The sequence below is a fragment of the Brevundimonas sp. genome (genome assembly GCF_035999125.1).
Taxonomy (GTDB): domain Bacteria; phylum Pseudomonadota; class Alphaproteobacteria; order Caulobacterales; family Caulobacteraceae; genus Brevundimonas.
This window is the reverse complement of sequence record NZ_DASYGX010000006.1, coordinates 99392-122434: the sequence shown is the minus strand read 5'-3', so window position 1 is coordinate 122434 and position 23043 is coordinate 99392. Positions and strand designations below refer to the sequence as shown.

Annotated in this window: 22 protein-coding genes; 6 read left to right on the top strand and 16 right to left on the bottom strand. The window is 70.5% G+C overall.

The genetic code is table 11. From position 1 onward, the window contains the following. Positions 1-19 precede the first annotated feature (19 nt). Positions 20-1624 (bottom strand): bifunctional phosphoribosylaminoimidazolecarboxamide formyltransferase/IMP cyclohydrolase, encoded by a 1605-nt coding sequence (gene purH / locus VGN45_RS04480; protein ID WP_327459784.1) that lies wholly within the window; start codon positions 1622-1624, stop codon positions 20-22. 122 nt (positions 1625-1746) lie between these two features. Between purH and VGN45_RS04475 the strand changes: the two genes are divergently transcribed. Continuing rightward, positions 1747-2163 carry an endonuclease domain-containing protein gene (locus VGN45_RS04475; protein WP_327459782.1) on the top strand — a complete coding sequence of 139 codons (417 nt, stop codon included), beginning with the start codon at positions 1747-1749 and terminating at the stop codon, positions 2161-2163. 3 nt (positions 2164-2166) lie between these two features. On the opposite strand, the gene VGN45_RS04470 is transcribed toward VGN45_RS04475, so the two are convergent. From VGN45_RS04470 to VGN45_RS04455, 4 genes are all read right to left on the bottom strand, one after another. Beyond that, entirely contained in the window at positions 2167-3927 is a 1761-nt protein-coding gene (locus VGN45_RS04470) for a heparinase II/III family protein (RefSeq protein WP_327459780.1), read from the bottom strand. Then, on the bottom strand, positions 3924-4586 hold the full coding sequence (rpe, locus tag VGN45_RS04465; protein WP_327459778.1) for a ribulose-phosphate 3-epimerase: 663 nt from the start codon (positions 4584-4586) through the stop codon (positions 3924-3926). The genes VGN45_RS04470 and rpe overlap by 4 nt, the downstream gene beginning before the upstream one ends. Before the next feature lie 768 nt (positions 4587-5354). Then, on the bottom strand, positions 5355-6644 hold the full coding sequence (locus tag VGN45_RS04460) for an RsmB/NOP family class I SAM-dependent RNA methyltransferase (protein ID WP_327459776.1): 1290 nt from the start codon (positions 6642-6644) through the stop codon (positions 5355-5357). Further along, positions 6641-8599, bottom strand: coding sequence for a potassium transporter Kup (locus VGN45_RS04455; RefSeq protein WP_327459774.1), 1959 nt, complete (start codon positions 8597-8599; stop codon positions 6641-6643). Before VGN45_RS04455 ends, VGN45_RS04460 begins: the two co-directional genes overlap by 4 nt. Before the next feature lie 166 nt (positions 8600-8765). Between VGN45_RS04455 and VGN45_RS04450 the strand changes: the two genes are divergently transcribed. Beyond that, positions 8766-9236, top strand: coding sequence for an Rrf2 family transcriptional regulator (locus VGN45_RS04450; RefSeq protein ID WP_327459770.1), 471 nt, complete (start codon positions 8766-8768; stop codon positions 9234-9236). Position 9237: 1 nt separating this feature from the next. Next, a complete protein-coding gene (locus VGN45_RS04445; protein WP_327459768.1) occupies positions 9238-10050 on the top strand; it encodes an SDR family oxidoreductase in 813 nt (270 codons plus the stop codon). Positions 10051-10053: 3 nt separating this feature from the next. Here VGN45_RS04445 and VGN45_RS04440 read toward each other — a convergent pair whose 3' ends face one another. From VGN45_RS04440 to VGN45_RS04415, 6 genes are all read right to left on the bottom strand, one after another. Continuing rightward, on the bottom strand, positions 10054-10503 hold the full coding sequence (locus tag VGN45_RS04440; protein ID WP_327459766.1) for a DUF6265 family protein: 450 nt from the start codon (positions 10501-10503) through the stop codon (positions 10054-10056). Positions 10504-10538: 35 nt separating this feature from the next. Further along, entirely contained in the window at positions 10539-11360 is an 822-nt protein-coding gene (locus VGN45_RS04435) for a helix-turn-helix domain-containing protein (protein ID WP_327459764.1), read from the bottom strand. A gap of 2 nt (positions 11361-11362) precedes the next feature. Continuing rightward, entirely contained in the window at positions 11363-11782 is a 420-nt protein-coding gene (locus VGN45_RS04430; RefSeq protein WP_327459762.1) for a DUF1178 family protein, read from the bottom strand. Between the two features lies 1 nt (position 11783). Beyond that, the gene (locus VGN45_RS04425) at positions 11784-12632 is read right to left on the bottom strand and encodes a carbon-nitrogen hydrolase family protein (RefSeq protein WP_327459759.1); all 849 of its coding nucleotides are present in this window, start codon (positions 12630-12632) and stop codon (positions 11784-11786) included. Beyond that, positions 12629-12886, bottom strand: coding sequence for a glutaredoxin 3 (gene grxC, locus VGN45_RS04420; protein WP_327459757.1), 258 nt, complete (start codon positions 12884-12886; stop codon positions 12629-12631). Before grxC ends, VGN45_RS04425 begins: the two co-directional genes overlap by 4 nt. A 65-nt stretch (positions 12887-12951) precedes the next feature. Further along, a complete protein-coding gene (locus tag VGN45_RS04415) occupies positions 12952-13746 on the bottom strand; it encodes a ComF family protein (protein ID WP_327459755.1) in 795 nt (264 codons plus the stop codon). Here VGN45_RS04415 and VGN45_RS04410 point away from each other — a divergent pair. Further along, positions 13746-14615: a methyltransferase domain-containing protein gene (locus tag VGN45_RS04410; protein WP_327459753.1), complete on the top strand. Its 870-nt coding sequence runs from the start codon at positions 13746-13748 to the stop codon at positions 14613-14615. The genes VGN45_RS04415 and VGN45_RS04410 overlap by 1 nt on opposite strands. Positions 14616-14706: 91 nt before the next feature. Here the strand turns inward: VGN45_RS04410 and VGN45_RS04405 are convergent, their stop codons facing one another. The 4 genes from VGN45_RS04405 to VGN45_RS04390 are packed head-to-tail and all read right to left on the bottom strand — an operon-like array spanning position 14707 to position 17669. Then, positions 14707-14883 carry a Flp family type IVb pilin gene (locus VGN45_RS04405; protein WP_327459750.1) on the bottom strand — a complete coding sequence of 59 codons (177 nt, stop codon included), beginning with the start codon at positions 14881-14883 and terminating at the stop codon, positions 14707-14709. Positions 14884-14902: 19 nt separating this feature from the next. Continuing rightward, complete coding sequence (locus VGN45_RS04400; RefSeq protein WP_327460180.1) at positions 14903-15301, bottom strand: (deoxy)nucleoside triphosphate pyrophosphohydrolase; 399 nt, start codon at positions 15299-15301, stop codon at positions 14903-14905. A 5-nt stretch (positions 15302-15306) separates the two neighbouring features. Continuing rightward, entirely contained in the window at positions 15307-16692 is a 1386-nt protein-coding gene (gene argJ, locus VGN45_RS04395) for a bifunctional glutamate N-acetyltransferase/amino-acid acetyltransferase ArgJ (RefSeq protein WP_327459748.1), read from the bottom strand. Beyond that, complete coding sequence (locus VGN45_RS04390) at positions 16689-17669, bottom strand: peptidylprolyl isomerase (protein WP_327459747.1); 981 nt, start codon at positions 17667-17669, stop codon at positions 16689-16691. Before VGN45_RS04390 ends, argJ begins: the two co-directional genes overlap by 4 nt. 292 nt (positions 17670-17961) lie before the next feature. Here VGN45_RS04390 and secA point away from each other — a divergent pair, with 292 nt between their 5' ends. Together secA and VGN45_RS04380 are read left to right on the top strand one after the other, a co-directional pair. Then, the gene (gene secA, locus VGN45_RS04385) at positions 17962-20856 is read left to right on the top strand and encodes a preprotein translocase subunit SecA (protein ID WP_327459746.1); all 2895 of its coding nucleotides are present in this window, start codon (positions 17962-17964) and stop codon (positions 20854-20856) included. 77 nt (positions 20857-20933) lie between these two features. Beyond that, positions 20934-22097, top strand: coding sequence for an aminotransferase class V-fold PLP-dependent enzyme (locus tag VGN45_RS04380; protein ID WP_327459743.1), 1164 nt, complete (start codon positions 20934-20936; stop codon positions 22095-22097). Between the two features lie 4 nt (positions 22098-22101). Here the strand turns inward: VGN45_RS04380 and VGN45_RS04375 are convergent, their stop codons facing one another. Continuing rightward, entirely contained in the window at positions 22102-23010 is a 909-nt protein-coding gene (locus VGN45_RS04375; protein ID WP_327459741.1) for a hypothetical protein, read from the bottom strand. Positions 23011-23043 lie beyond the last annotated feature (33 nt).

Here is a 23043-nt window from a genome sequence, read left to right as displayed (position 1 = left end):
GCGAACCATAGGGCACGCGTCAGTGCCGGAACACCCGCGTCCCCGTGAAGGCCATGGCGACGCCCTTTTCGTCGGCGGCGGCGATCACCTCGTCGTCGCGGATCGAGCCGCCGGGCTGGATCACCGCCGTCGCCCCGGCCGCGACCGCTTCCAGCAGGCCGTCGGCGAAGGGGAAGAAGGCCTCCGACGCGCAGGCGGACCCTTGCGCCAGCGAGGCGGGCAACCCCAGCGCCTGACCCGCCTCGGCGGCGCGCAGCGAGGCGATCCGGGCCGAGTCGCGGCGGTTCATCTGGCCCGCGCCGATGCCGGCGGTGCGGCCGTCCCTGGCATAGACGATGGCGTTGGACTTCACGTGCTTGGCCACCGTGAAGGCGAACAGCATGTCCTCGATCTCCTGCGGCGCCGGCCGGCGCTTCGTGACGATCTTCAGGTCGGCGGCCGTGACGCGGGCCACGTCGCGCGACTGGACCAGGAAGCCGCCGGCCACGCTGCGGAAGACCTCACCCGCCGCAAGCGGATCGGGCAGGCCGTCGGTCAGCAGCAGGCGCAGGTTCTTCTTCGCCGCGAACACGGTGCGCGCCGCGTCGTCGGCGCCGGGCGCGATGACCACCTCGGTGAAGATCTCAACGATCTTCTCCGCGTCGGCGGCGGTCAGCGGTCGGTTGACGGCGATCACGCCGCCGAAGGCCGAGACGGGGTCGCACTCCAATGCGCGGACGTAGGCCTCGGACAGGTCGCCGCCCGTCGCCACCCCGCAAGGGTTGGCGTGCTTGACGATGACGCAGGCGGGGGCGTCGAACTCGGCGACCAGCTCATAGGCGGCGTCGGCGTCGGCGATGTTGTTGTAGCCCAGTTCCTTGCCCTGCAGCTGGCGCGCGTTGGCGACGCCGGGGCGGGTCTCCGAAGTGCGGTAGAAGGCGCCGGACTGATGCGGGTTCTCGCCATAGCGGAGTGTCTGGGCCAGCGTGCCCGAGATGGACTTCCGGGCGGGGGCGGCGTCGCCGATCTGGCCGGCGAACCAGCCCGAGACGGCCGCGTCATAAGCGGCGGTGCGGGCGAAGGCGCGGGCCGCCAGCCGCTTGCGCAGGTCCAGCGACGTCGCGCCGTCGGCCTTCAACGCCTCGACGATCCAGCCGATCGATTCTGCGTCCACCGCCACCGCGACGTGGCCGTGGTTCTTGGACGCCGACCGGATCATGGCCGGGCCGCCGATGTCGACGTTCTCGATCGCCGCCTCGAACCCGCCGCCGGACGCGACGGTGGCCTCGAACGGATAGAGGTCGATCCAGACCAGATCGATCGGGGCGATGCCATGCTCCTGCATCGCCGCCGCGTGCGACGGGGCATTGCGCACGCCCAGCAGGCCGCCGTGGACGACGGGATGAAGGGTCTTCACCCGCCCGTCCATCATCTCCGGGAAACCGGTCAGGTCGGCCACGTCCTTGACCGGCAAGTCCAGCGCCGCGATCGCCCCACGCGTGCCGCCGGTGGACACCAGCTCGACTCCGAGGCCGTGCAGGGTGCGGGCGACCTCTTCCAGCCCGGTCTTGTCGGACAGCGAGATCAGGGCGCGCGCGGGCGCTACCCGGTCGGGCGCGGGCGGAAAGTCGGGAGCGGCGGGCATGGGGCGGCGTCCGTAGTCTGGAGTCGGGGAGACGCGTGGGGCCTTAGCAGAGCTCGTGATTGACGTCTCCTCCCCGTTCCGGAGGAATGGGGAGGGGGACCGCGAAGCGGTGGAGGGGCTCTTTGGACACGACAGGCGCCGTCTCGCGGGCCCGCATCCAGCGGCGCACCCTCACGCCGCCTGAGGCGCGGGTATGGACGGCGCTGAAGGGACGCGCGCTCGGCGGGTTCAAGTTTCGCCGTCAGCACCCGATCGGGGCCTTCGTTCTCGATTTCTACTGCGCGGAGGCGAAGCTCGCGGTGGAGATCGACGGGCAGGGTCATGATCAGGAGGACGCGATCGCCCACGACCGGCGACGGTCGGCTTGGCTGGCGGCGCAGGGCGTCGACGTCATTCGTTTCGCTGCGGAAGAGGTGCGGGTGAATCCCGACGGCGTGCTTAAGGCGATCCTGCTGGCCGTCCGGGCACGGGCAAAGAGCCCCTCCACCGCTTCGCGGTCCCCCTCCCCACTTCGCTCCGCTCGCGGGGAGGAGACGTGAGGGCTAAACCGGATCCCCCACCCCGCCCGCCGGGCTCAGCTTCCAGCGGATCTTGGTCTCGTTGTCCGTGCGCGCCGAGCCGCGCACCACGATCTGGAGCGAGCGCCGCGTCAGGCCGCCGTCGACGTGGACCGAGGGCTCGATGGCGACGTCGGGACCGTCGGTGCGGAACCACCAGCCGCGGCTGGAATGGCCGCGAAGCAGGATCGACCGCCGGTCGCGCGCCAGCGAGGCTTGGGCCCCCGGCTCCAGATGGAAGCGGATGGCGTAGGGCGCCGCGATCTGGCGGGTGGCGTCGGGTCGGCCGGCGGTGGGGAACAGCCGCTCTTCGGCGCGCAGCTCGTCCATGCGCTGGTCCAGATACAGGCGGCGCTGGTGCGTCAGGCCATGGCCGGTCCAGCCGTCGTGCTCGATCTCCAGCCAGACGGCCCCGTCGCCGTCGCGGCGCTCGGTGCGCACCGGATAGGCGCGCCCGGCCAGCCGTGCGCCCAGCACGTTGGCCTTCCAGCCAGAGAGGGGCTCGCCGAGCGAGCTTTCGCCCAGCGTCAGGGTCGAATGACCGGGGGTCAGGCGCAGGCCCTGACGGTCGGACGCCAGCGGGGTCCAGCCGCAGCCGGTGATCAGCCGGTCCTTGCCGCAGACGATCTCCAGCGCCATCGGCTGGGCGCAGGCGTCGGCGCCCCAGGCGCCCCGCGGCGGGGCGGCGACGTCGGCCAGAACCGTCAGCAGCGGGCTGGCCAGCCGGGCGAAGCCGGCGCAGGCCACGCCCGGCTCGCCCGCGCCCGCGGGCTCCAGAGCGGCCGCGACCGAGGCGGCCGACGAGGGCCCCCCGCCGTGGAAACTTCCCAGACGCCCGTCCGGCAAGGCCAGGGTGCGCACGCCCTTGCCCAGGCGGCCCATGGCCCGGGTCACGGCTTCGGGGACCGGCTCGCCCAGCTGGTTCAGCGCGTCCGACAGGGTCATGAGGTCGAGCAGCAGCTCCAGCCCCGCCTCCGGACTGCGGCCGGCGTGACCGCCGTCCTCGCCCACGCCCTGGGCCAGGGCGCCGGGCAGGCGGGCCAGCGCGCGGCGACGCAGCGCGGCGCCGATGGGGCCGGTCAGGACGCATCCGGCCAGCGCCGCCGCCGTCAGGCGTTCGGCCCGCCGCGCGGTGGGGTCGGGCGCGCGCAGCAGCTGCCGCGCCTGCCGCGACAGCGACACGGCCAGCGCCAGCCGGTCCGCCTCGTCGGCGACGGAGCCCAGGCGGCGCGCGGCGCAGGACAGGTTGAAGACCCGGCGCGACAGGCGGTCGGGATCCCAGACGAAGGGCGACCAGCGGCGGAAGGTCCCCTCCCATCCCCGCACCAGCCGCAGCGCCTCGCGCACGCCGCGCTCGCCCTCGGCCATCAGGTGCGGCAGCCAGGCGAAGGCGTGCAGCTGGGCCGCGAAGGGCATGGACGGGCTGGGCCGGTTCCACGGATCGTCGGGCGCCGGGGCGTCCATCGCCGTGCCCGCCAGCACGAAGCGGCCGTCCAGCACCGAACGGCCCAGGGTCGCGTCGACGGGGCGCGGATCCTTCGGCGCGCAGGCGAAGGCGGCGACCTTGGTCCCGCCCAGCGTCGCGCCATAGCCGGGCAGGCCATACAGCTCGACCCACAGCTGGCGGGTCAGCATGCGCCCGGCCAGCGCGGGCCACAACTCGGGACCGGAGGCGGCGCCGGTCGGCTTGACCGGCGTGCGCATGGGCGCGCCGCGCAGCCCGGGAATGTCGGGTCCGCCGCTCACGCCGCGGCTTTGAGCGCCGAGATGTTGGCGGCATAGGCGGACGGCCCGCCCCGGAACGCCGCCGTGCCCGCCACCAGGGCGTCGGCCCCGGCGGCGACGCAGGCGCCGGCGTTGGCCGCCGTCACGCCGCCGTCGACCTGCAGCACCGCCTTCGACCCCGCCGCGTCCAGGACGGCGCGCACGCGCTCGATCTTGCGCAGCGACGAGTCGATGAACGATTGCCCGCCGAAGCCAGGATTGACCGACATGATCAGCACCAGGTCCAGCAGCTCGACCGTCTCGGCCACCACCTCGACCGGTGTGGCCGGGTTCAGCACCAGACCGGCCTTCGCCCCCAGCTTGCGGATCTGGCCCAGGGTCCGGTGGACGTGCGGACCGCTTTCGGGGTGGATCGACAGCACGTCGGCGCCCGCCTCGCGATAGGCCTCCAGCCAGGGATCGACCGGCGCGACCATCAGATGCACGTCGAACGGCTTCTTCGAATGCGGCCGCAGGGCCTTCACCACCGCCGGACCGATCGTCAGATTGGGCACGAAATGCCCGTCCATGACGTCGACGTGGATCCAGTCGGCCCCCGCCGCGTCGATGGCGGCGACCTCCTCGCCCAGCTTGGCGAAATCGGCGGACAGGATGGACGGACAGATCAGGGGCGCGGCCATGGTCCGGGCTTAAGCCGGGCCGGGGACCGGAGCAAGCGGGCCCACAACGATCGCTGCTTAACGGCAACGCATCCGCTAAAGCTGGCGAATCACTGTTCGATAGTCATTCAATTTAACTCAAGTCGAGGTGCGCCCGTGCTCCGGGACAGTTTCAGAGCCGTCGATAGAGCCTTGGAGTTGGCGCAACGATGGTGGCCTATTTTGCTCGCGGCTGGCACAGGGTTGGCCACCGTCTTCGCGAAATCGAGACCGTGGCTAAATTCGGCTAGCTGGCTTGATGCCCTAATACTTGGGCTGGTCTTCGTACTTTTGGTTGGGGTGATTCTTACTTGGCTTTTAGTCGGGCTCAGCCACTTAAGTCCTCGTAAAGTTGCGACGCGCGATCGCCGCACCTTTGTGGATGAGCGTGTATCAATCGCAGACCTTGTCGGCCCAAATCCCATAGTCCACGGCCGGGAATTCATAAGATGCGTGATACATGGAAACGGTCAGATAAAATTACATAGCAAAACTACAGTTCTATTTTGCTCTACAATTGAAAGAAATATTGTGGTGGTTCCTATGGGTTCGAACATAACTGGTGCTGTTATAATCTCGGAATGTACATTTGTCGAGTGTTACTTTGACGTTGCCATAGTCGGGACAACCCAAGACGCTCAAATATTTCGAGGTGCAGTGGAAATCGAAAGCTGCGCTGAATGGAGACAAAAATACGCTGTCAAAAGCGCATAGAGCCGATGACCGCGCCAAGGCCTGGAGTTTAGGGCGTCAGCCTGTCCGCTCAAACCGAGCGACGAAGAAGCCGTCCAGACCGCCGCGTTCGGGCCAATGCCCGGGGTGCAGGCGCAAGCCGTATTCCGACGCGGTCTCGGGCGGCGCGCCGACGGCGGCGGGGTCGATGGGGGTCAGGCGGAAGTCCGGGCGGCGGCGCAGGAAGGCCGGGACCTGGCCCTCGCCCTCTTCTCGCTCCAGCGAGCAGACGCAGTAGACCAGCCGTCCGCCGCGCTTCACGCGGTCGGCGGCGGCGTCCAGCAGGCGATGCTGGACGTCGGCCAGGTTGGCGACGTCGGCGGGGCGCACGGCGTGCAGGGCCTCCGGATGGCGGCGCAGGGTGCCGGTGGCGGTGCAGGGCGCGTCCAGCAGCACGGCGTCGAAGGTGCGCGGGTCGTCCCAGCCGACCGCGTCGGCCGCGACGACCTCGGCGGTCAGGCCGGTGCGGGCGAGGTTCTCGTGCACGCGCTTCAGGCGCGAGGCGTTGCGGTCGAGAGCCACGACCGAGGCCCCCGACGCCGCCAGCTGCAGCGTCTTGCCGCCGGGCGCGGCGCAGAGATCGAGCATGGTCTCGCCAGCTAGCGGGGCCAGCGCCCGCACGGGCACGGCGGCCGCCGCGTCCTGCACCCACCAGCCGCCTTGGGCGTAGCCGGGCCACGCCGACAGATCGCCGCGCCGACGCGTGCGGACGGAGCCGCAGGGCAGGACCTCGCCCTCCAGCGCGGCGGCCAGGGCGGCGGCGTCCTGATCCGGCTTCAGGCTCAGGTCCGTGGCCGGCTCCTCGCGGGCGGCGCGGGCGATGGCGGCGACGGCGTCGGCGCCCCAGGCCTGGGTCCAGCGGGCCACCAGCCAGCCGGGCAGATTGGCGACGGGGTCGGCGTCGGGCAGGCCGTCGCGCTCCAACCCGCGCAGGACGGCGTTGACCAGCGCCTTGTAGGGCCGGGTCTTGGCCTCGCGCTCGGCCAGCTTGACGGCGGTGGAGACGGTGGCGAAGGCCGGCACGTCCAGCGCCAGCCGCTGGGCCAGCGCCACGCGCAGCAGGGTGCGGACCTGCTGCGGCGGCGCGGTCTTCAGACGCGCGTCCAGCGCGCGGTCGATCTCGCCCAGCCGACGCAGGGCGCCCATGGCGACGGCGCGGGCGAAGGCGCGGTCCTGGGGCGACAGGGCGTTGAACGGCTTGCCCGCCTGCACGGCCGCCAGACCGTCTCGGCCGGACAGGGCGCCTTCCAGAAGAGCGCCGGCGAGGCGGCGCGCCTCGATGCCGGCGCCGGGCTCGACCTCGCTCAAACCGAGACCTGCGCGCCCAGCTCGACCACGCGGCCGGGCGGGATGTGGAAGAAGTCGGTCGGATTGGCGGCGTTGCGCATCAGGAAGATGTACAGCCGGTCCTGCCACAGGGGCATGCCCTGCTGCGCCGACGGCACCACCGAGCGACGGCCGAGGAAGAAGCTGGTCGACATGATGTCGAACTTCAGCCCCTGGCGGCGGCACACGCCCAGCGCCTTGGGCACGTTCGGCTGCTCCATGAAGCCGTAGTAGATCGTCAGCTTCTTGAAGTCGTCGGAGATGGGGTCGATCTGGATGCGCTTGTCCTCGGGCACGCGCGGGCGATCGGTGGTGCGCACCGTCAGGATCACGTTCTTCTCGTGCAGCACCTTGTTGTGCTTGAGGTTGTGCATCAGGGCGACCGGGGCGACGTCGGGGTCGCTGGTCAGGAAGATGGCCGTGCCGGGCGCGCGGTGCGGCGGCCGGGCGCGCAGCATCTCGATCAGGTCGGTCAGCGGCAGCGAATCCTTGCGCGTCTTGGCCGTCAGGATCTGGGTGCCGCGCACCCAGGTCCACATGACGATCAGAAGACCCGCGCCCATGACCAGCGGGAACCACGCCCCCTGCGGGATCTTCAGCAGGTTCGAGGTCAGGAAGACCAGATCCAGCGCGAGGAAGGGCGTCAGCACCGCCAGCGACAGGGGCAGCGACCACTTCCACAGCCGCCGGACCACGAACCAAGCCAACAGGCTGTCGACGAACATCGCCCCGGTCACCGCGATGCCGTAGGCCGCGGCCAGGTTGGACGAGGTCTGGAACATGGCCAGCAGGAACAGGACGCCGACCATCAGCATCATGTTGACCGCCGGGACGAAGATCTGGCCGGACTGACTTTCCGACGTGTTCAGGATGCTGATGCGCGGCAGCAGACCCAGCTGGACCGCCTGCTGGGTCACCGAGAAGGCGCCGGTGATGACCGCCTGACTGGCGATGATGGCCGCGATCGTGGCGACGACGAAGACTGGCCAGTAGGCGAACTCCGGCACCATCATCCAGAAGGGGTTCTCGGCCGCCGCGCGGTCGGACAGGACCAGACCGCCCTGACCCAGATAGTTCAGCGTCAGACAGGGCAGGACGAAGAACAGCCAGCCCTGACGGATCGGGGCCTTTCCGAAATGGCCCATGTCGGCGTACAGCGCCTCGGCCCCGGTGACGGCCAGGAAGACGCTGCCCAGGATGACGAAGCCCAGGAAGCCGTTGTCGATCAGGAACAGCACGCCGTAGTGCGGCGACAGGGCCCGCAGGATCGAGACGTCGTCGAAGATGTGGTAGATTCCCAATCCGCCCAGGATCAGGAACCAGACCGTCGTCAAGGGGCCGAACCACCGCGCCATGCTGGCGGTGCCGCGCGACTGGATCAGGAACAGGCCGATCAGGATGCCCGCCGCGATGGGCAGGATGAAGCCGTCGACCCGCCCGGCCAGACCCGGCGCGTCCTTCAGCCCCTCGACCGCGCCCAGAACCGACACCGCCGGGGTGATGATGCCGTCGCCGTAGAACAGGGCCGCGCCGCAGACGCCCAGCAGGAAGATCAGGGCGCTGCGCCGGCCGATGGCGTGCTGGGCCAGGGCCATCAGCGACAGGGTGCCGCCCTCGCCCTTGTTGTCGGCCTTCATCAGGAAGACGACGTACTTCAGAGTCACGACCAGGATCAGGGCCCAGAACACCAGCGAGACGACGCCCAGCACGGCGAGTTCGGCCTGGCCGCCCGAGCGACTGTGCGCCAGGGCCTCGCGCATGGCGTAGAAGGGGCTGGTGCCGATGTCGCCGAACACCACGCCGATGGCGCCCACGATCAGGGCGGCCTTGCCCTGGCGCGCATGACCGTCGCCGTGGGGGGCGTCGGGCAGGGCGGGCGTGGAAGAGGGTTGGGCGGCGGAAGCGTCAGTCTCGCCGCGGGGGTCGGCCCCGGCCATTCACGATCTCCGGGGTCCGCGGAGAGGCGACCCTTTCTCGAAAGCCGCGGGGCTTTAGACCCTTTCGAACGGCGCATCAATCGCGGCCGAAACGGTCGTGGGGGACGCCCAGTTGCGACGCGTTTGTGAATCCGGCGCCGCACGCCTAAATTGGGGTCGAAACGCCATGTCCGACAGCCAACGCTTTCCCGTCGCCGCCCATGCCCTGGCCTATCTGGCCCACAAGGGCGCCTATGGGCCCGAGGCCGCCGCGCCCAGCGCCGTGCTCGCCGCCTCCGTGCCGACCAATCCGGTCGTGGTGCGGCGCGTGACCGCGTTGCTGGCCAAAGCGGGCCTGATCGCCACGCGGCCCGGCGCTTCGGGCGGGGCCTGGCTGCTGCACCGGCCGGAAAACATTCGCCTGGACCAGGTGCTGAAGGCGGTGAACGGCTGCGCCCACCTCGGCTCTCCGCCCGCGGGGGCCAAGGGTTGCCCGGTCGGCCAACACATCCCGCGCCAGGTGGCCAAGGCCCTGACCGCGGCGGACCAGGCGGCGGCGGAGGCCCTGTCGAAGATCACCATCGCCGACCTTCTGGCCGAGGACGCCGACGCGCTGAGGCCGTTCGCGCCGCACGCCTCGTGCCCGGTCGCGGCCTAGGGTGAGCCTGCCTTCCAAGGTCCGCCCCACGATGCTGGTCACCGGCGCCTCGGCCGGGATCGGCGCGGCGCTGGCGCGGGAGTATGCGCGAAATGATTGGGATCTGGTCCTGACGGCGCGGCGCGAGGGGCCGCTGACGGCGCTGGCCAAGGAGCTGACGCTCTCCGGCTCAGCCGTCACCGTCTTGACCGACGATCTGGCCGACCCGGACGCGCCGACCCGACTGGTCGCGGAGATCGACCAGCGCGGCCTGCACGTCGACGGCCTGGTCAACAACGCCGGCTTCAGCCGCACCTCAGGCTTCCTGAACACCGACCCGGCCGACCACCGCGCCATGGTGCAGGTCATGCTGGGCGCGCCGGTCGAGCTGGCGCGGCGGCTGGCCCCCGGCATGGTCGAGCGCGGCTTCGGCCGCATCCTGAACGTCGCCAGCCTGGCCGGACGGATGCCCGCGACCGGGGGCGACACCCTGTACGGCCCGATCAAGAGCTTTCTGATCAAGGCCTCGCAGGGCCTGCATCTGGAGCTGCGCGGGACCGGCGTGCACGTCACCGCCCTGTGCCCCGGCTACACCCTGACGGAGTTCCACGACGTCAACGGCACGCGGCAGGAGGTGTCGAGCGCCTATCCGGCCTGGATGTGGCAGACGGCCGAACACGTGGCGCGCGTCGGCCACGACGCCTGCGAGGCGAACCGGCCGCAGGTGACGCCGGGCGTCATGAACAATCTGCTGGCGGGGCTGGCCAAGCACCTGCCCGACCGCGTGGCGCTGAACATGGTCGGCGGCCATGCGAAGCGGCTGAAGCGGATCTGACTTTCAGGCCGAACAGCGGGCGTTGAGCGGAGCCGAGCGGAAGGACCAGCCCATGGCGCGGGCCTGACCGTCGATCGTGCCTTCTATCCGGGCGGTGAGCACGTCGCCGTCGCGGGCGTAGATGATGCGGGTGGGAAAATCGTTGGTCTCATTGGCGAAAACCGCGCGGCCCGGCCCGCTTTCGGCGAGGACGAAGACGGTCGGCGTGCCGCCGTCCGGCTGGGCAACGTAGGCGAGCCCCTGCGGCGTCGGCCCGATCCGCGCCATCTCGAAGGAGACGCGGCCGGTCGGTGACAGGGTCAGGGCATGACCGACCATCAGGCCGCCGCGCGGATCGCTCCAGGTCTCCGAGACCTCGCGCCCGTCGGAGCAGTCCAGCCAATAGCCGGCGATCCAGGACAGGTCCGGATCGGCGGAAGGAGCGAGGAGGGCGGCGACGGCGGCGGCGAGCATGGGGAGTCCCTCGTGCGATGACGGCGGAAAGCGGTCTAGGGCGCCTCGCCCACGACGGTCTTGTAGGATTGCGACGCCAGAGACCGGGCCAGTTCGACCTGCTCGCGTGCCCAGGCGGTTGCGGTGCAGCCGAGGAACCGGCGGAAGTCCCGGGCCAGCTGGGGCTGGTCGAAATAGCCGGCCGCCAATCCGGCCTCCAGCCAGCCGATGGCCGCGTCCGGATCGTGGGCGTGATCGAACACGCGACGAAAACGGAAGATCGAGCGCAATAGCCGCGGCGACACGCCGACCCGGTCGAGAAAGGCCCGCTGCAAGGCCCGGTGGCCGGCGGGATCTCGCGCGGCGGTCTCCAGCCCTTCTTCCAGAGCGCGGACCTCGGCCCGAACGCGAGGGTCGACGGTCCAGCCGGAACGGCCCTGCCGCTCTTCTTCCAGCCAGTCGCCAAGTCGCCGCGCCTGCTCATCCGGGTCGCCGCGCGGCAGGCGCAAGCTGGCCAGCCGCGCCGTCATGTCCAGCCGTCGGTCGGTCGCCGAAGCAAGAGGGGCGGCGAGCCAGTCGCGTGCGCCGTCGGGGTGGAAGCGGACGGCGCACAGTTCGACCGGCCCGGCCGGGCGCAGCGCCAGGGGACGCGTCATCTGGCCGGCGAAGACGGCCGACGGTTGCGGATGGAACATCCCGTCGTCGCTCTGTTCCTCGTAGGGGACGCCGAGGTGCAGGATCAGTTCTGGACAGCCGTCGGGCGCGATGCGCTGGACGGTCGGACTGGGCTCGGGGGCGGCATAGGTCCAAATGGTCCGAACCCAGGGCCGCAGGGCCTCGGGCGGGTCGACCTCCTGATACCGCTCCCCCGGTCCCAAGGTCAGACCAGTTTCGACGGATCGGGCGGCAGGGGGGCGACGGGGACGCCGTCGTCCTTCAGCTTCTTGACCTCGGCGGGGGTGGCCTCGCCGTAGATTTCGCGCTTTTCGGACCGACCCTCGTGGATGTCGCGGGCCTCGCTGGCGAAGGCGTCGCCGACGTAGTCGAAGGTGGTCTCGACGTGGCTGCGGACCTCGTGCGCGGCCTGCATCATCATGGTGCGCAGGGCGCCGGGGTCGGGCGTGGCGGATCGTTTCGTTCCGGCCACGGCCGGGGCCATGATCTGCTTCGACACCTGAGTGGACGCGCAGAACGGGCATTCGACCAGACCCCGCGCAGACTGGTCGTCCCAGTCGTCCGAGGAGCCGAACCAGGCCTCGAACGCGTGGCCGGCGTCGCAGTGGAGGGCGTAGCGGATCATGTCAGGCGATCGGGTCAGGGGCGGCGAAATCGCGGTCGTGGGTCAGCTGGGGCACGGCCTGACGGGCGCGGGCGACGGCCGACAGGTCCAGATCGGCGAAAAGCACGTCGGGCCGGTCGTGGTCCAGCCTTCCGATCACCTCGCCCCACGGCCCGACGACGGTGGAGCGGCCCCAGGTCCGGCGTCCGTCGGCGTGGGCGCCGCCCTGGGCCGGGGCCAGCACGAAGCAGCCCGTTTCGATGGCCCGGGCGCGCAGCAGCGTCTCCCAGTGCGCCTCGCCGGTCGGCACGGTGAAGGCGGCGGGCACGGCGATCAGGTCGGCCCCCGCCCGAGCCAGGGCCCGGAACAGGTGCGGGAAACGCACGTCGTAACAGACGGTCAGGCCGAGCCCGCCCCAGGGCGTCCGGGCCACCACCGCCCGCTCGCCCGGCCGCACGGCCGCGCTTTCGCGCCAGCGCTCGCCGGTCGGCAGATCGACGTCGTAGACGTGCAGCTTGTCGTAGCGGGCGACGGTCTCCCCTCGGTCGTCGATCAGCAGGGACCGGTTGGCGGCGCGCGCGTCGTCCGCATGGCCGGACTTCACGATGGCCGAGCCGATCAGCAGCTGGACGCCGAGTTCGGTCGCCAGCGCCTTGAGCCCCGCCACCGCCACGTCCTCGCCCTCGTCGGCCAGCAGGGCCTCGCGCCGGGCGCGGTCCTGAACCAGCAGGTTGGTCCCCTCCGGCGTCAGGATCAGCCGCGCCCCGCCCTCCGCCGCCCGCCGGATCAGCGGCGCGACGTGGGCCAGACCCTCGGCCGGATCGGCCGGGGTCGTGGTCTGGACCAGGGCGACGCGCAGGGTTTCGCTCATGCGGCCAGAAGCGCGTCCAGCTCGCCTTTGCGGTCCAGCGCGTGCAGGTCGTCGGAGCCGCCGACGTGCCTGTCGCCGATGAATATCTGGGGGAAGGTCATCCGCCCGTTCGAACGCTGGATCATCTCCTGCTTCTTCTTCGGATCGTTGGACGCGACGATCTCGGTGAAGGCGACGCCCTTGCGCTCCAGCAGAGCCTCGGCCATGGCGCAGTAAGGGCAGCCGGGCTTGGTGTAGATGACGACGTCGGGCACGTTTTTCTCCAACTCAAACAGCCCTCAAGCAGCGAGCGACCGCGTCGCGAGCGATAGGGCCGACCTCATGTAGGCAGGGTTCGCGCCGTTCGCACCCTCGCGACGACCGCCAGGTCCACGGCGCGGGCGCCGGCGGCCAGCAGGGCCTTGGCGCAGGCCTCGGCCGTGGCGCCGGTCGTCAGGACGTCGTCGACCAGCAAGATGCGCCGACCCTGCACGGCGCGGGCCCCCGCGGGCGTCACGGCGAAGGCGGACTTCACGTTCAACCGCCGTCCACGCGCCGACTTGCCGCCCTGGCTGTCGGTGCGGACGGTTCGGATCAGGGCGTCGGGCAGGAACTGACGGTTCGCCGCCTTGGCCAGCGGCCGGGCGATCTCCGCCGCCTGGTTGAAGCGGCGCGACAGCAGCCTCAGCCGGTGCAGCGGCACGGGCACGATCGCGTCGCAGTCGGCCAGCAGGGGCGCGGCCGCCCGCTCCAGCCAGCGGGCGAACAGGGGCGCGAACTGCTGCTGGTCGCCGTGCTTGAGCCGCAGGATCACCTGGCGCGAGGCGTCGTCGTAGACGCAGGCCGCTCGGGTTCGGGCGAAGGCGTAGGGATGGGCCGTGCAGGCGGCGCAGCGGGTTTCGGCGAACACGCCGCCGTCGTGCGCGAACGCCGCGCCGCAACCGTCGCAGACCGGGTCTTCCAGAAAGGTCACGCGGCTGAAAGCCCCGGCGGACAGCCCGGCGGCGCCCATGGCTTCCGGCGCGTCGTGGGCCAACGGCGGCAGGATCAAGTGGGTCAGGCCCCGGCCCAAATGCGCCAGTCGGGGCCGGGCGGCTTCCCAGGCGCGGGTCCAGACCCCATCCTGTCCCTGCAATGACCCCTCCCCGCCCGATTCAGGCCCGCCTGTTCGACCCCGCCCGCCGCGCCGCCCGACTGGAGCGGAGCCGGCCCCTGTTCGCCGGGGCCGACTTCCTGCACCGCCGTGCCGCTCTGGGGCTGGTCGAAAGCCTGGAGGCGATCCTGCGCGACTTTCCCGCCGTCGTCGACCTGTCGCCCCATCCGCGGGCGTTCGCCGAGGCCCTCGCCGCGTCGGACGCTGCGGGCCGGGTGGGGTCGCCGCGCACGGTCGCCGCGCCGATGGGGCCTGAAGACCTGGAGCTCGAGCCGGCGTCGGTCGACCTGATCGTCTCGGTGCTGGGCCTGCAGTGGGTCGAGGATCTGCCCGGCCTGATGGTGCGGGCCCGACGCGCGCTGAAGCCGGACGGCCTGTTCCTGGCGGCCCTGCTCGGAGGGTCGACCCTGACGGAGCTGCGTCAGGCGCTGACGGCGGCGGAGCTGGAGATCACCGACGGCGCGGCGACGCGGGTGTCGCCGTTCGCCGACGGCTTCGACGGGGCGGCGCTGCTGCAACGCGCCGGTCTGGCCCTGCCGGTCTGCGACGTCGATCGCGTCACTGTGCGCTACGGCGATCCGATCGCCCTGATGAAGGATTTGCGCGCTATGGGAGAGACGGCAGTGCCGACCGGGCCCGTCCGCCCGCTGCGCCGGGATGTGCTGCTGCGGGCGGCGCAGATTTACGCCGAACGCTTCGCCGACGCCGACGGCAAGCTGACGGCCACATTCGAGATCGTCACCCTGTCGGGCTGGGCCCCGCATGAAGGCCAGCAGAGGCCGCTGTCGCGCGGATCCGCCACGGTGCGGCTGGCCGATGCCCTGGGTGTGGTGGAGCACAAGGGGGAGTGAGAACCTCTCCTCGATGGAGCGCGGACCTCCAGGTCCGCGTCTGGAGGCTCGACGGCTTCGCGGCCGTGGAGGTCCGCGCTCCTCAAGAGCTTCAGCCGCCCATGGCGTTGCGGATGGCGTTCATCGCACCGTTGAAGATGCCGGAGGACGTGTCGCCGAAAGCTGTGAGGGCCGTCAGGATCACGAGGAAGATCAGCGAGATGATCAGGCCGTACTCCAGTGACGTCGCGCCGGAACGGTCTTGAAGGAGGCGCTTCAGCATCGGCATCGGCCCTCCCTTCCGAAGGCTAGAGAAGGTCGCGCAGCCAGGCGACCAGGGGCGCGTCGGCCGGGGGCATCGGCCAGTCGGACAGGGCGTTCGGCCTGACCCACTTCAACGCCGCATGCTCATGCGCCGTCACCGTGCCCGACCAGCGTCGGCACAGATACAGTGGCATCAACAGGTGAAACGAATCGTAAGCGTGGCTGGCGAAGACGAACGGCGCCAGGCAGGCCTCGTTGACGTCGATGCCAAGCTCTTCCTTCAGTTCCCGGATCAGGGCCGCCTCCGGCCGCTCGCCGGGCTCCACCTTGCCGCCCGGAAACTCCCACAGCCCGGCCATCTGCTTGCCCTCGGGCCGCTGGGCGATCAGCACGCGCCCGTCGGCGTCGATCAACGCCACGGCGACGACGAGGACGGTCTTCAGGTCGCTCACGAGCGATAATCGCCGTTGATCTCGACGTAGCGCTTGGTCAGGTCGCAGGTCCAGACGGTGGCCGAGGCGCGGCCCATGCCGACGTCCACGACGACGTCGATCTCGGCGTTCTTCATGTAGGCGCTCATCTTCGCCTCGTCGTAGTGGGGCGACGGCGCGCCCTCGATCGCCGCCACGTGCGGGCCGAAGCGGATCGCCAGCCGTTCCTTCGAGACGGGCTCCTCGGTCTTGCCCACGGCCATCACCACGCGGCCCCAGTTGGCGTCCTCGCCGGCGAGCGCGGTCTTGACCAGCGGGCTGTCGGCGATCGACTTGGCCAGTTTGCGGGCGCTGGCGGGGCTGGCGGCGCCCTCCACCGTCACGCGCACGAACTTGGTCGCGCCCTCGCCGTCGCGGACCAGCTGGTGGGCCAGGTCCAGCATGACCTTGTCCAGCGCGGCCGAGAACTCCTTCAGCCGCCGGTCGCCGACGCGGCCGATGCGCGGCGCGCCCGAGGCGCCGGTGGCGAACAGCAGGCAGGTGTCGTTGGTCGAGGTGTCGCCGTCGACCGTCACGCTGTTGAACGTGGTGCGCACGTGCAGGCCCAGCAGGGCCTTCAGCACCGGCGGGGCGATGGCGGCGTCGGTGACGATGAAGGCCAGCATGGTGGCCATGTCGGGCGCGATCATGCCCGAGCCCTTGGCGATGCCGGCGATCCGCACCTTGACCCCGTCGATCCGGGCTTCGGCGTACGATCCCTTGGGGAAGGTGTCGGTGGTCATGATGCCCAGACCGGCGCGGGCCCACTGCTCCCCGGCCGGCACGTCGGCGTCCAGCGCCGCCTCCACCTCATGCAGGCGGGCGGCGATCTTGCGGTCGTCCAGCACCACGCCGATGACGCCGGTCGAGGCCAACATGACGTCGCGCTGGCGACAGCCGAAGCGTTTGGCGATTTCCGACGCCGTACGCCGCGCGGCGTCGGCTCCCGCCTTGCCGGTGAAGGCGTTGGCGCAGCCGGCGTTGACGACCAGCGCACGCACGTCGCCGCCGCCCTCGGCGCCGTCGAGGTGCCGCTTGCACCAGTCGACCGGCGCCGAGCCGATCTTGTGGCGGGTGAACACCCCGGCGCAGGTGGTGCCGCGGGCGAAACGGAACACCGTCAGGTCGTCCCGCTCGTGCTTGTAGAAACCGGCCCGGGCAGTCGCGATCTCCACTCCGCCGACGGCCCCGACCTTCGGGAACGGCACGGCCAGGGGCGAGACCTGCAGCCCAGGCTTGCCCGGAGCGGCGGCCGGCGTCGTCGCCGTCCTGGGTTTCAAAGCCGAGGTCAGCGGATCCAGCGCCTTCCCCAAAGCCTGTTCGATCTTGCGGCCGGTCGAGCGGCCGTCGCCGGCGCCGCTCAAGGCCGGGCCTTCGGCGCGGCGGTCGCGGCCGGCGCCTGGCCCGACGTCGGCGCCGAAGCGGGGGGCGGCGTGGGCTGGGGCGCGGCCGTCCGGGGCGCCGAGGCCGGCTCCGTCCCCCCCCCTTCGTCCGAGCCGCCCAGCAGGATTTCGACCTCGGCGCCGCCGCGCAGATCCTCCAGCAGGCGGCGCACGCCCTCATAGGTCAGATAACGCACGATCTGCGGCCGGGCCTGCTCCAGGGTCGGCGGCGTCTCGCGGCGGCGGTCCTCGATGCGGACCACGGCCCAGCCGCCCTCGACCTGGAAGGGTCCCACGGTCGAGCCGGCCGGCCGGTCGCGCAGGGCGTCGGCATAGGCCTTGGGCATGACGTCCAGCGTGGAATAGCCCAGATCGCCGCCGGAATAGCGCGTCGCCTCGTCGATCGACCGTTCCGCCGCCACCGCCTCGAACGCCGCGCCGGCCGACAGGATGCCGACGACCTGGGCCGCTTCGGGCTGGGTGCGCGACACGATCTGGCGCACGCGGATCTCTTCCGACGTTCGGGCCAGGTTCAGCTGTTCGTTGTACAGGGTCTGAACCGCCTGATCGGTGATGGTGCCGTTGACCACGGTCTCGACCAGAACGTCGCCCAGGATGCGGTCGCGTGTGGTGGCCAGGCGGCGCTGGACCGACGGGCTGTTGTCCAGGCCGCGGCGCTCGGCCTCGCGCGCCAGCAGCTTCTGGTCGATCACCTCGTCCAGGACGCGGCGGAACAGGCCTGAGGTCACGTCCAGGGGCTCCCCCTCGCCGATCAGCCCCTGCGCCACAGCCTCGCGCTTGACGTCCGACGCCCAGATGGTCTCGCCGGCCACGCGGGCGACGGCGCGGTCGCCGGGCTCGGGCGGGCGGTCGTTCCCGCCGCCGCCGCCGCAGGCCGCCAGCGTCAGGAAGGCGAAGGCCGCCAGAAGCGCGAAGATCGGTGTCGGGCGCGAGGGCATGGGCGGCTCGATCGGCTGCGGGCGAAAAGGCCGCTGCGACGGGCCTTCGGCGGCCCCTGCAAAGCCCCTCGCGTTGACAGGGGTAAGGCCGGTGCTTAAGTCCCGCCTGCGTTCAAGTCGAGGGGTTTTCGACGGTCCGCGCGCCCTCGCCGCGCCGCTGTTTCAGCCGGGTCAGGGTCGCGCGACGCCGAAGGGCCCGAGACCGGCGCGACCGCCCCGACCGGGGCCCGTCCCAGGCTCAAGAGCCCCTGTCCCAGAGCCTTCGCCCGCTCGACCGCTTACCGGAATCCTCATGCTCGGCTTCGCCAAGAAACTGTTCGGCAGCACCAACGACCGCAGGGTCCGCGACTTCATGGGTCAGGTGACCCGGATCAACGCGCTGGAAGAGAAGTACGCCAAGGTTTCCGACGACGAACTGCGGATGATGACCGACGTCTTCCGCGACCGGCTGGCGAAGGGCGAAAAGCTGGACGCCCTGTTGAACGAAGCCTTCGCCGTTGTGCGCGAGGCGTCCAAGCGGACGCTGGGCCAGCGCCAGTACGACGTCCAGCTGGCCGGCGGCATGATCCTGCACGAAGGCGGCATCGCCGAGATGCGGACCGGCGAGGGCAAGACCCTGGTCGCCGTGGCGCCCGTCTATCTGAATGCGCTCGAGGGCAAGGGCGTCCACGTCATCACCGTCAACGACTACCTCGCCCGCCGCGACGCCGAATGGATGGGCCGCGTCTATCGCTTCCTGGGCATGGAGGTGGGCGTCATCGTCAACGGCCTGTCGCAGGGCCAGCGCCAGGCCGCCTATGCCGCGGACATCACCTACGGCACCAACAACGAGTTCGGCTTCGACTATCTGCGCGACAACCTGGTCTATGACCGGCGCGAGATGGTCCAGCGGGGGCACAACTTCGCCATCGTCGACGAGGTCGACTCCATCCTGATCGACGAGGCGCGCACGCCGCTGATCATCTCAGGCCCGACCGAGGACCGGTCCGACCTGTATGTGACGGTCGACGCCATCATCAAGGACCTGATCAAGGAAGAAGGAACCTTCGACCTCGACGAAAAGCAGCGCCAGGCCCTGCTGACCGAGGAAGGCTCCGAAAAGATCGAGCAGATCATGGAGGACCGCGGCCTGTTCGCCGCCGACACCACCGGCCTGTACGACGCCGCCAACATCACCCTGGTGCATCACATCAACCAGGCCCTGCGCGCCAACACATTGTATCAAAAAGACAAAGACTACATCATCCGCGCCGGCGAGATCATGCTGATCGACGAGTTCACCGGCCGCATGATGCAGGGCCGGCGCCTGTCGGAAGGCTTGCACCAGGCCATCGAGGCCAAGGAAGGCGTCAAGATCCAGCCCGAGAACCAGACCCTGGCCTCGGTCACGATCCAGAACTATTTCCGTCTGTATTCAAAGCTTTCGGGCATGACCGGCACGGCCGCGACCGAGGCCCAGGAGTTCATGGACATCTACAAGATGGACGTGCTCGAAGTGCCGACGCACCGGCCGGTCAAGCGCATCGACCACGACGACGAGGTCTATCGCTCGGCCCGCGAGAAGAACGACGCCATCGCCAAGCAGATCGCCGAGTGCTTCGTGCGCGGCCAGCCGGTTCTGGTCGGCACGGTGTCGATCGAGAAATCCGAGAGCCTGTCGGCCCTGCTGCAGACCTATGAGTACGCCGTCGAGCTGAAGACGCTGAAGGACATGCACCGCCAGCTGGAGATCGACGTCCGGTCCGAGGATCCAAAGAAACGCGCCGCAGCACGCAAGGCCTATCAGGCGCTGAAGGACGAAGACTTCGACGTCGAGGTGCGCAAGGGCAAGGGCATTCCGCACAACGTCCTGAACGCGCGCCAGCACGAGCAGGAAGCCTACATCGTCGCCGAGGCCGGCCTGCCCGGCGCGGTGACCATCGCCACCAACATGGCGGGCCGCGGCACCGACATCCAGCTGGGCGGCAACCTGGAGATGCGCATGCAGCGCTGGCGCCAGGACCAGCGCAACCTCGGCGTCGAGGTGACGCCGGAGAGCGAGGCCGCGCGCGAAGCCGAGGTGAAGGCCGAGATCGCCGTCCAGAAGGAACGGGCGCTCGCCGCCGGCGGCCTGTACGTGCTGGGCACCGAGCGCCACGAGAGCCGCCGCATCGACAACCAGCTGCGCGGCCGCACCGGCCGTCAGGGCGACCCCGGCACATCGAAATTCTTCCTGTCCACCGAAGACGACCTGATGCGCATCTTCGCCGGCGAGCGGCTGGAAGCGATCATGAAGACCTTCGGCGTTCAGGAAGGCGAGGCCATCAGCCACTCCATGCTGAACAAGGCGGTCGAAACGTCTCAGAAGCGCGTCGAGCAGCGCAACTACGACATCCGCAAGAACTTGCTGAAGTACGACGACGTCGTGAACGACCAGCGCAAGGCGGTGTTCGAACAGCGTCAGGAATTCCTGGACGCCGAGAACCACTCCGAACTGGTGGCCGAGTTCCGCCACGACGTGATCGCCGACCTGGTCGAGCAGCACATGCCGCCCAAGGCCTATGCCGAACAGTGGGACATCGACGGGCTGAAGGAGAAGGTTCAGTCGACCCTGGGTCTGGACCTGCCGCTGCACGACTGGGCCGCGGAAGAAGGCGTGTCGAACGAGGAGGTCGAGGAACGCCTGGTCCAGGCCGCCGACGCCCGCGCCGCCGAGCGCGAGCAGGCGATCACGCCGGACCGCATGCGGGGTCTGGAGAAGCAATTCCTGATGCAGATGATCGACCTGCAATGGCGCGAGCACCTGGTGCATCTGGACCATCTGCGCGGGGTCATCGGTCTGCGCGGCTATGGCCAGCGCGATCCGCTGAACGAGTACAAGACCGAGGCCTTCAACCTGTTCGAGGGCCTGCTGACCCAGCTGCGGCACAACGTGACGCGCTGGCTGATGACGGTGGAGTTCCGCTTCGAGCCGCCGCCGCAGATGGAACTGCCCGAGTTTCAGGAGATTCATCTGAATCCCGAAACCGGCGAGAACGAGATGGCCAACCCCGCCGCCCAGCTGCCCGAAGGGGCGCTGCAGGGCGACGACCGGGCGCGCCTGCCGGTCGAGGCCCTGCCGCCGGGCTGGGAGCGCACCGGCCGCAACGCCGACTGCCCCTGCGGCTCCGGCCGCAAGTTCAAGCATTGCCACGGCGCGCTGGTCTGATCCGAAGCGACACATTCGGCAGGACAAAAACGGGACAATCGTCGCCGAGCGTGAAGGACGAAGGACACAAGGTGGACATGAGCCGGAAAGACCTGTTCTCCCGCGCCCTGTCCGCCGCGCCCGGACGCCTGCACTTCGCCGCGCACAGCCATCACCTGTGGCCCGACGCGGGGTTCGAGGGGCAGGTTCAGGCCTGGGAGGACGCGGCGCGCCACGCCGACCGCAAGTGGGATCACATCTTCGGGGAGGTGATCCCGGAGGCGCAGGCGCATGTGGCGCGGGAGTTGGGGCTGCCGGACCCGAACACGATCACCTTCTCGTCCAACACCCACGACTTCTTGCTGCGCATCTTCTCCGGCGTGGAGAGGTCGCCCGTCCGCATCCTGTCGACCGACGGCGAATTCCACTCGTTCCGACGGCAGGCCCAGCGGTGGGAAGAGGCGGGACAGGCGGTGGTCGATCGCGTGCCGCTGGAGCCGTTCGCGACCTTCGCCCACCGCTTTCTGGAGGCTGCGCGGGCCGGCGGGCACGACTGGATCGTGGTCAGCCACGTCTTCTTCCGCACCGGGCAGGCCTTCGAGGCCCTGGATCAGCTGGCGAATCTGGCCCGGCCCGAGGGGCCCTGGGTCCTGATCGACGGCTACCATGGCTTCATGGCGCGCCCGACCGACCTGTCGGCGATCGCCGACCGGGTCTTCTACACGGCCGGGGTCTACAAATACGCCATGTCGGGCGAGGGCGGCTGCTTCCTGCATGCGCCGGACGGCTTCTGTCCGCGGCCCGTGGCGACCGGCTGGTTCGCGGAGTTCGGCGATCTGGCGGGCCCGCCGGGCGGCGTGGGCCATCGCACCGACGGCGGCCGCTTCTGGGGCGCGACCTTCGACGTCTCGGCCCTGTATCGCTTCAACGCGGCGCGATGGGCGCTGGACGCCGAAGGGCTGACGACACCGCGCATCTCGGCCCATGCGGACGCTCTGGCCATCGCGTTCCAGAAGGCCGTGCATGACGGCAAGGCGGGTCGCCTGATCGAGGCGGACATCCTGAACCCCGTGACGCCCGGCGAAAGCGCGCGGGCCCGGTTCCTGGCGCTGCGGCATCCCGAGGCCGGGAGCTGGCAGAAGGCGCTGATGGCTTCGAACGTCGTGACCGACGTGCGCGACGACGTGATCCGCTTCGGCTTCGGCCTTTATCAGAACGCCGAAGACCTGGACGGCCTGATCCGGGCGTGCGCCGCCCTGTGACGGCTCAATAGAAGGTGGTGTCTTCCTGCTTCGTCGGCTCCGGCGCCTTGCGGGGCTGGGCCGGGGCGCGGGGCGCCGGTCGCGGAGCCGTCTGGCCCGGAGCGGCGGGCGTCGCGCCGGGCTGGCCGCCCCCTGCGGGAGCGTCGGCCGGCGGAAGGGTCGGCAGGGTCGGATAGGGCAGCGGCGTCTGGCCCTGCCCGCCGGGCGGCACGCCGTCCACCGGCGCGGGCGGCAGGCCCGGACCGGCCGGAACGTCGGGATCGACCCGGTCCGGGGCGCCCAGGTCGTCGCGGATGAAGGCCCAGGAGCGCGCGTCGGTGCAGGCACAGGCCTTCAGGAAGCCGTCGCGGTCACGCCAGATCACCAGTGGCCAGCGGGTCTGCAAGCCCGAGGCCGACAGCAGATCGGACAGGTCGCCGGAGAAGCTGCGTCCCGCCTCGACCACCGCCATCCGGGCCAGGTTGCCGTCGGCGCGCGGCAGGCCCGCCGCGGTCCAGGACGCCGTCGGGGTCGCGGTCCAGCGCTGGTACAGCGACCAGTCGCGGGTCAGCCACAGCTCCGCCACCGTCGACCGCTCGGCGGCCGTGGACTGTTCCAGCCCCTCGCGGTCGGGGCGGGCGAAGACCACGACCCGCACCTCAACCCCCGCAGCGCGAAGCTTGGGGCCCTCTTGCCGTTCGTAGCGCTGCATGGCGGCGCTGTCGCGATAGCCGACGATCCACAGCGCCTGACCGCCGCCGCCGCCCGAAACCCAGCCCGACCCGTCCAGGAGGGTCTGAATCGCGCCCTGGTGCCGGGTGATCGTGACGGGCTGGAACCGCGCATGGAACTGCCAGTAGGCCCAGTAGCCGCCTCCCGCGATCAGCAGGCCCACGAGGGCCGCCAGGGCCGACCAGACGAAGAAGCGACGCATGCGAGGGTCCGGATTCGTTTCAGTCGATGACGA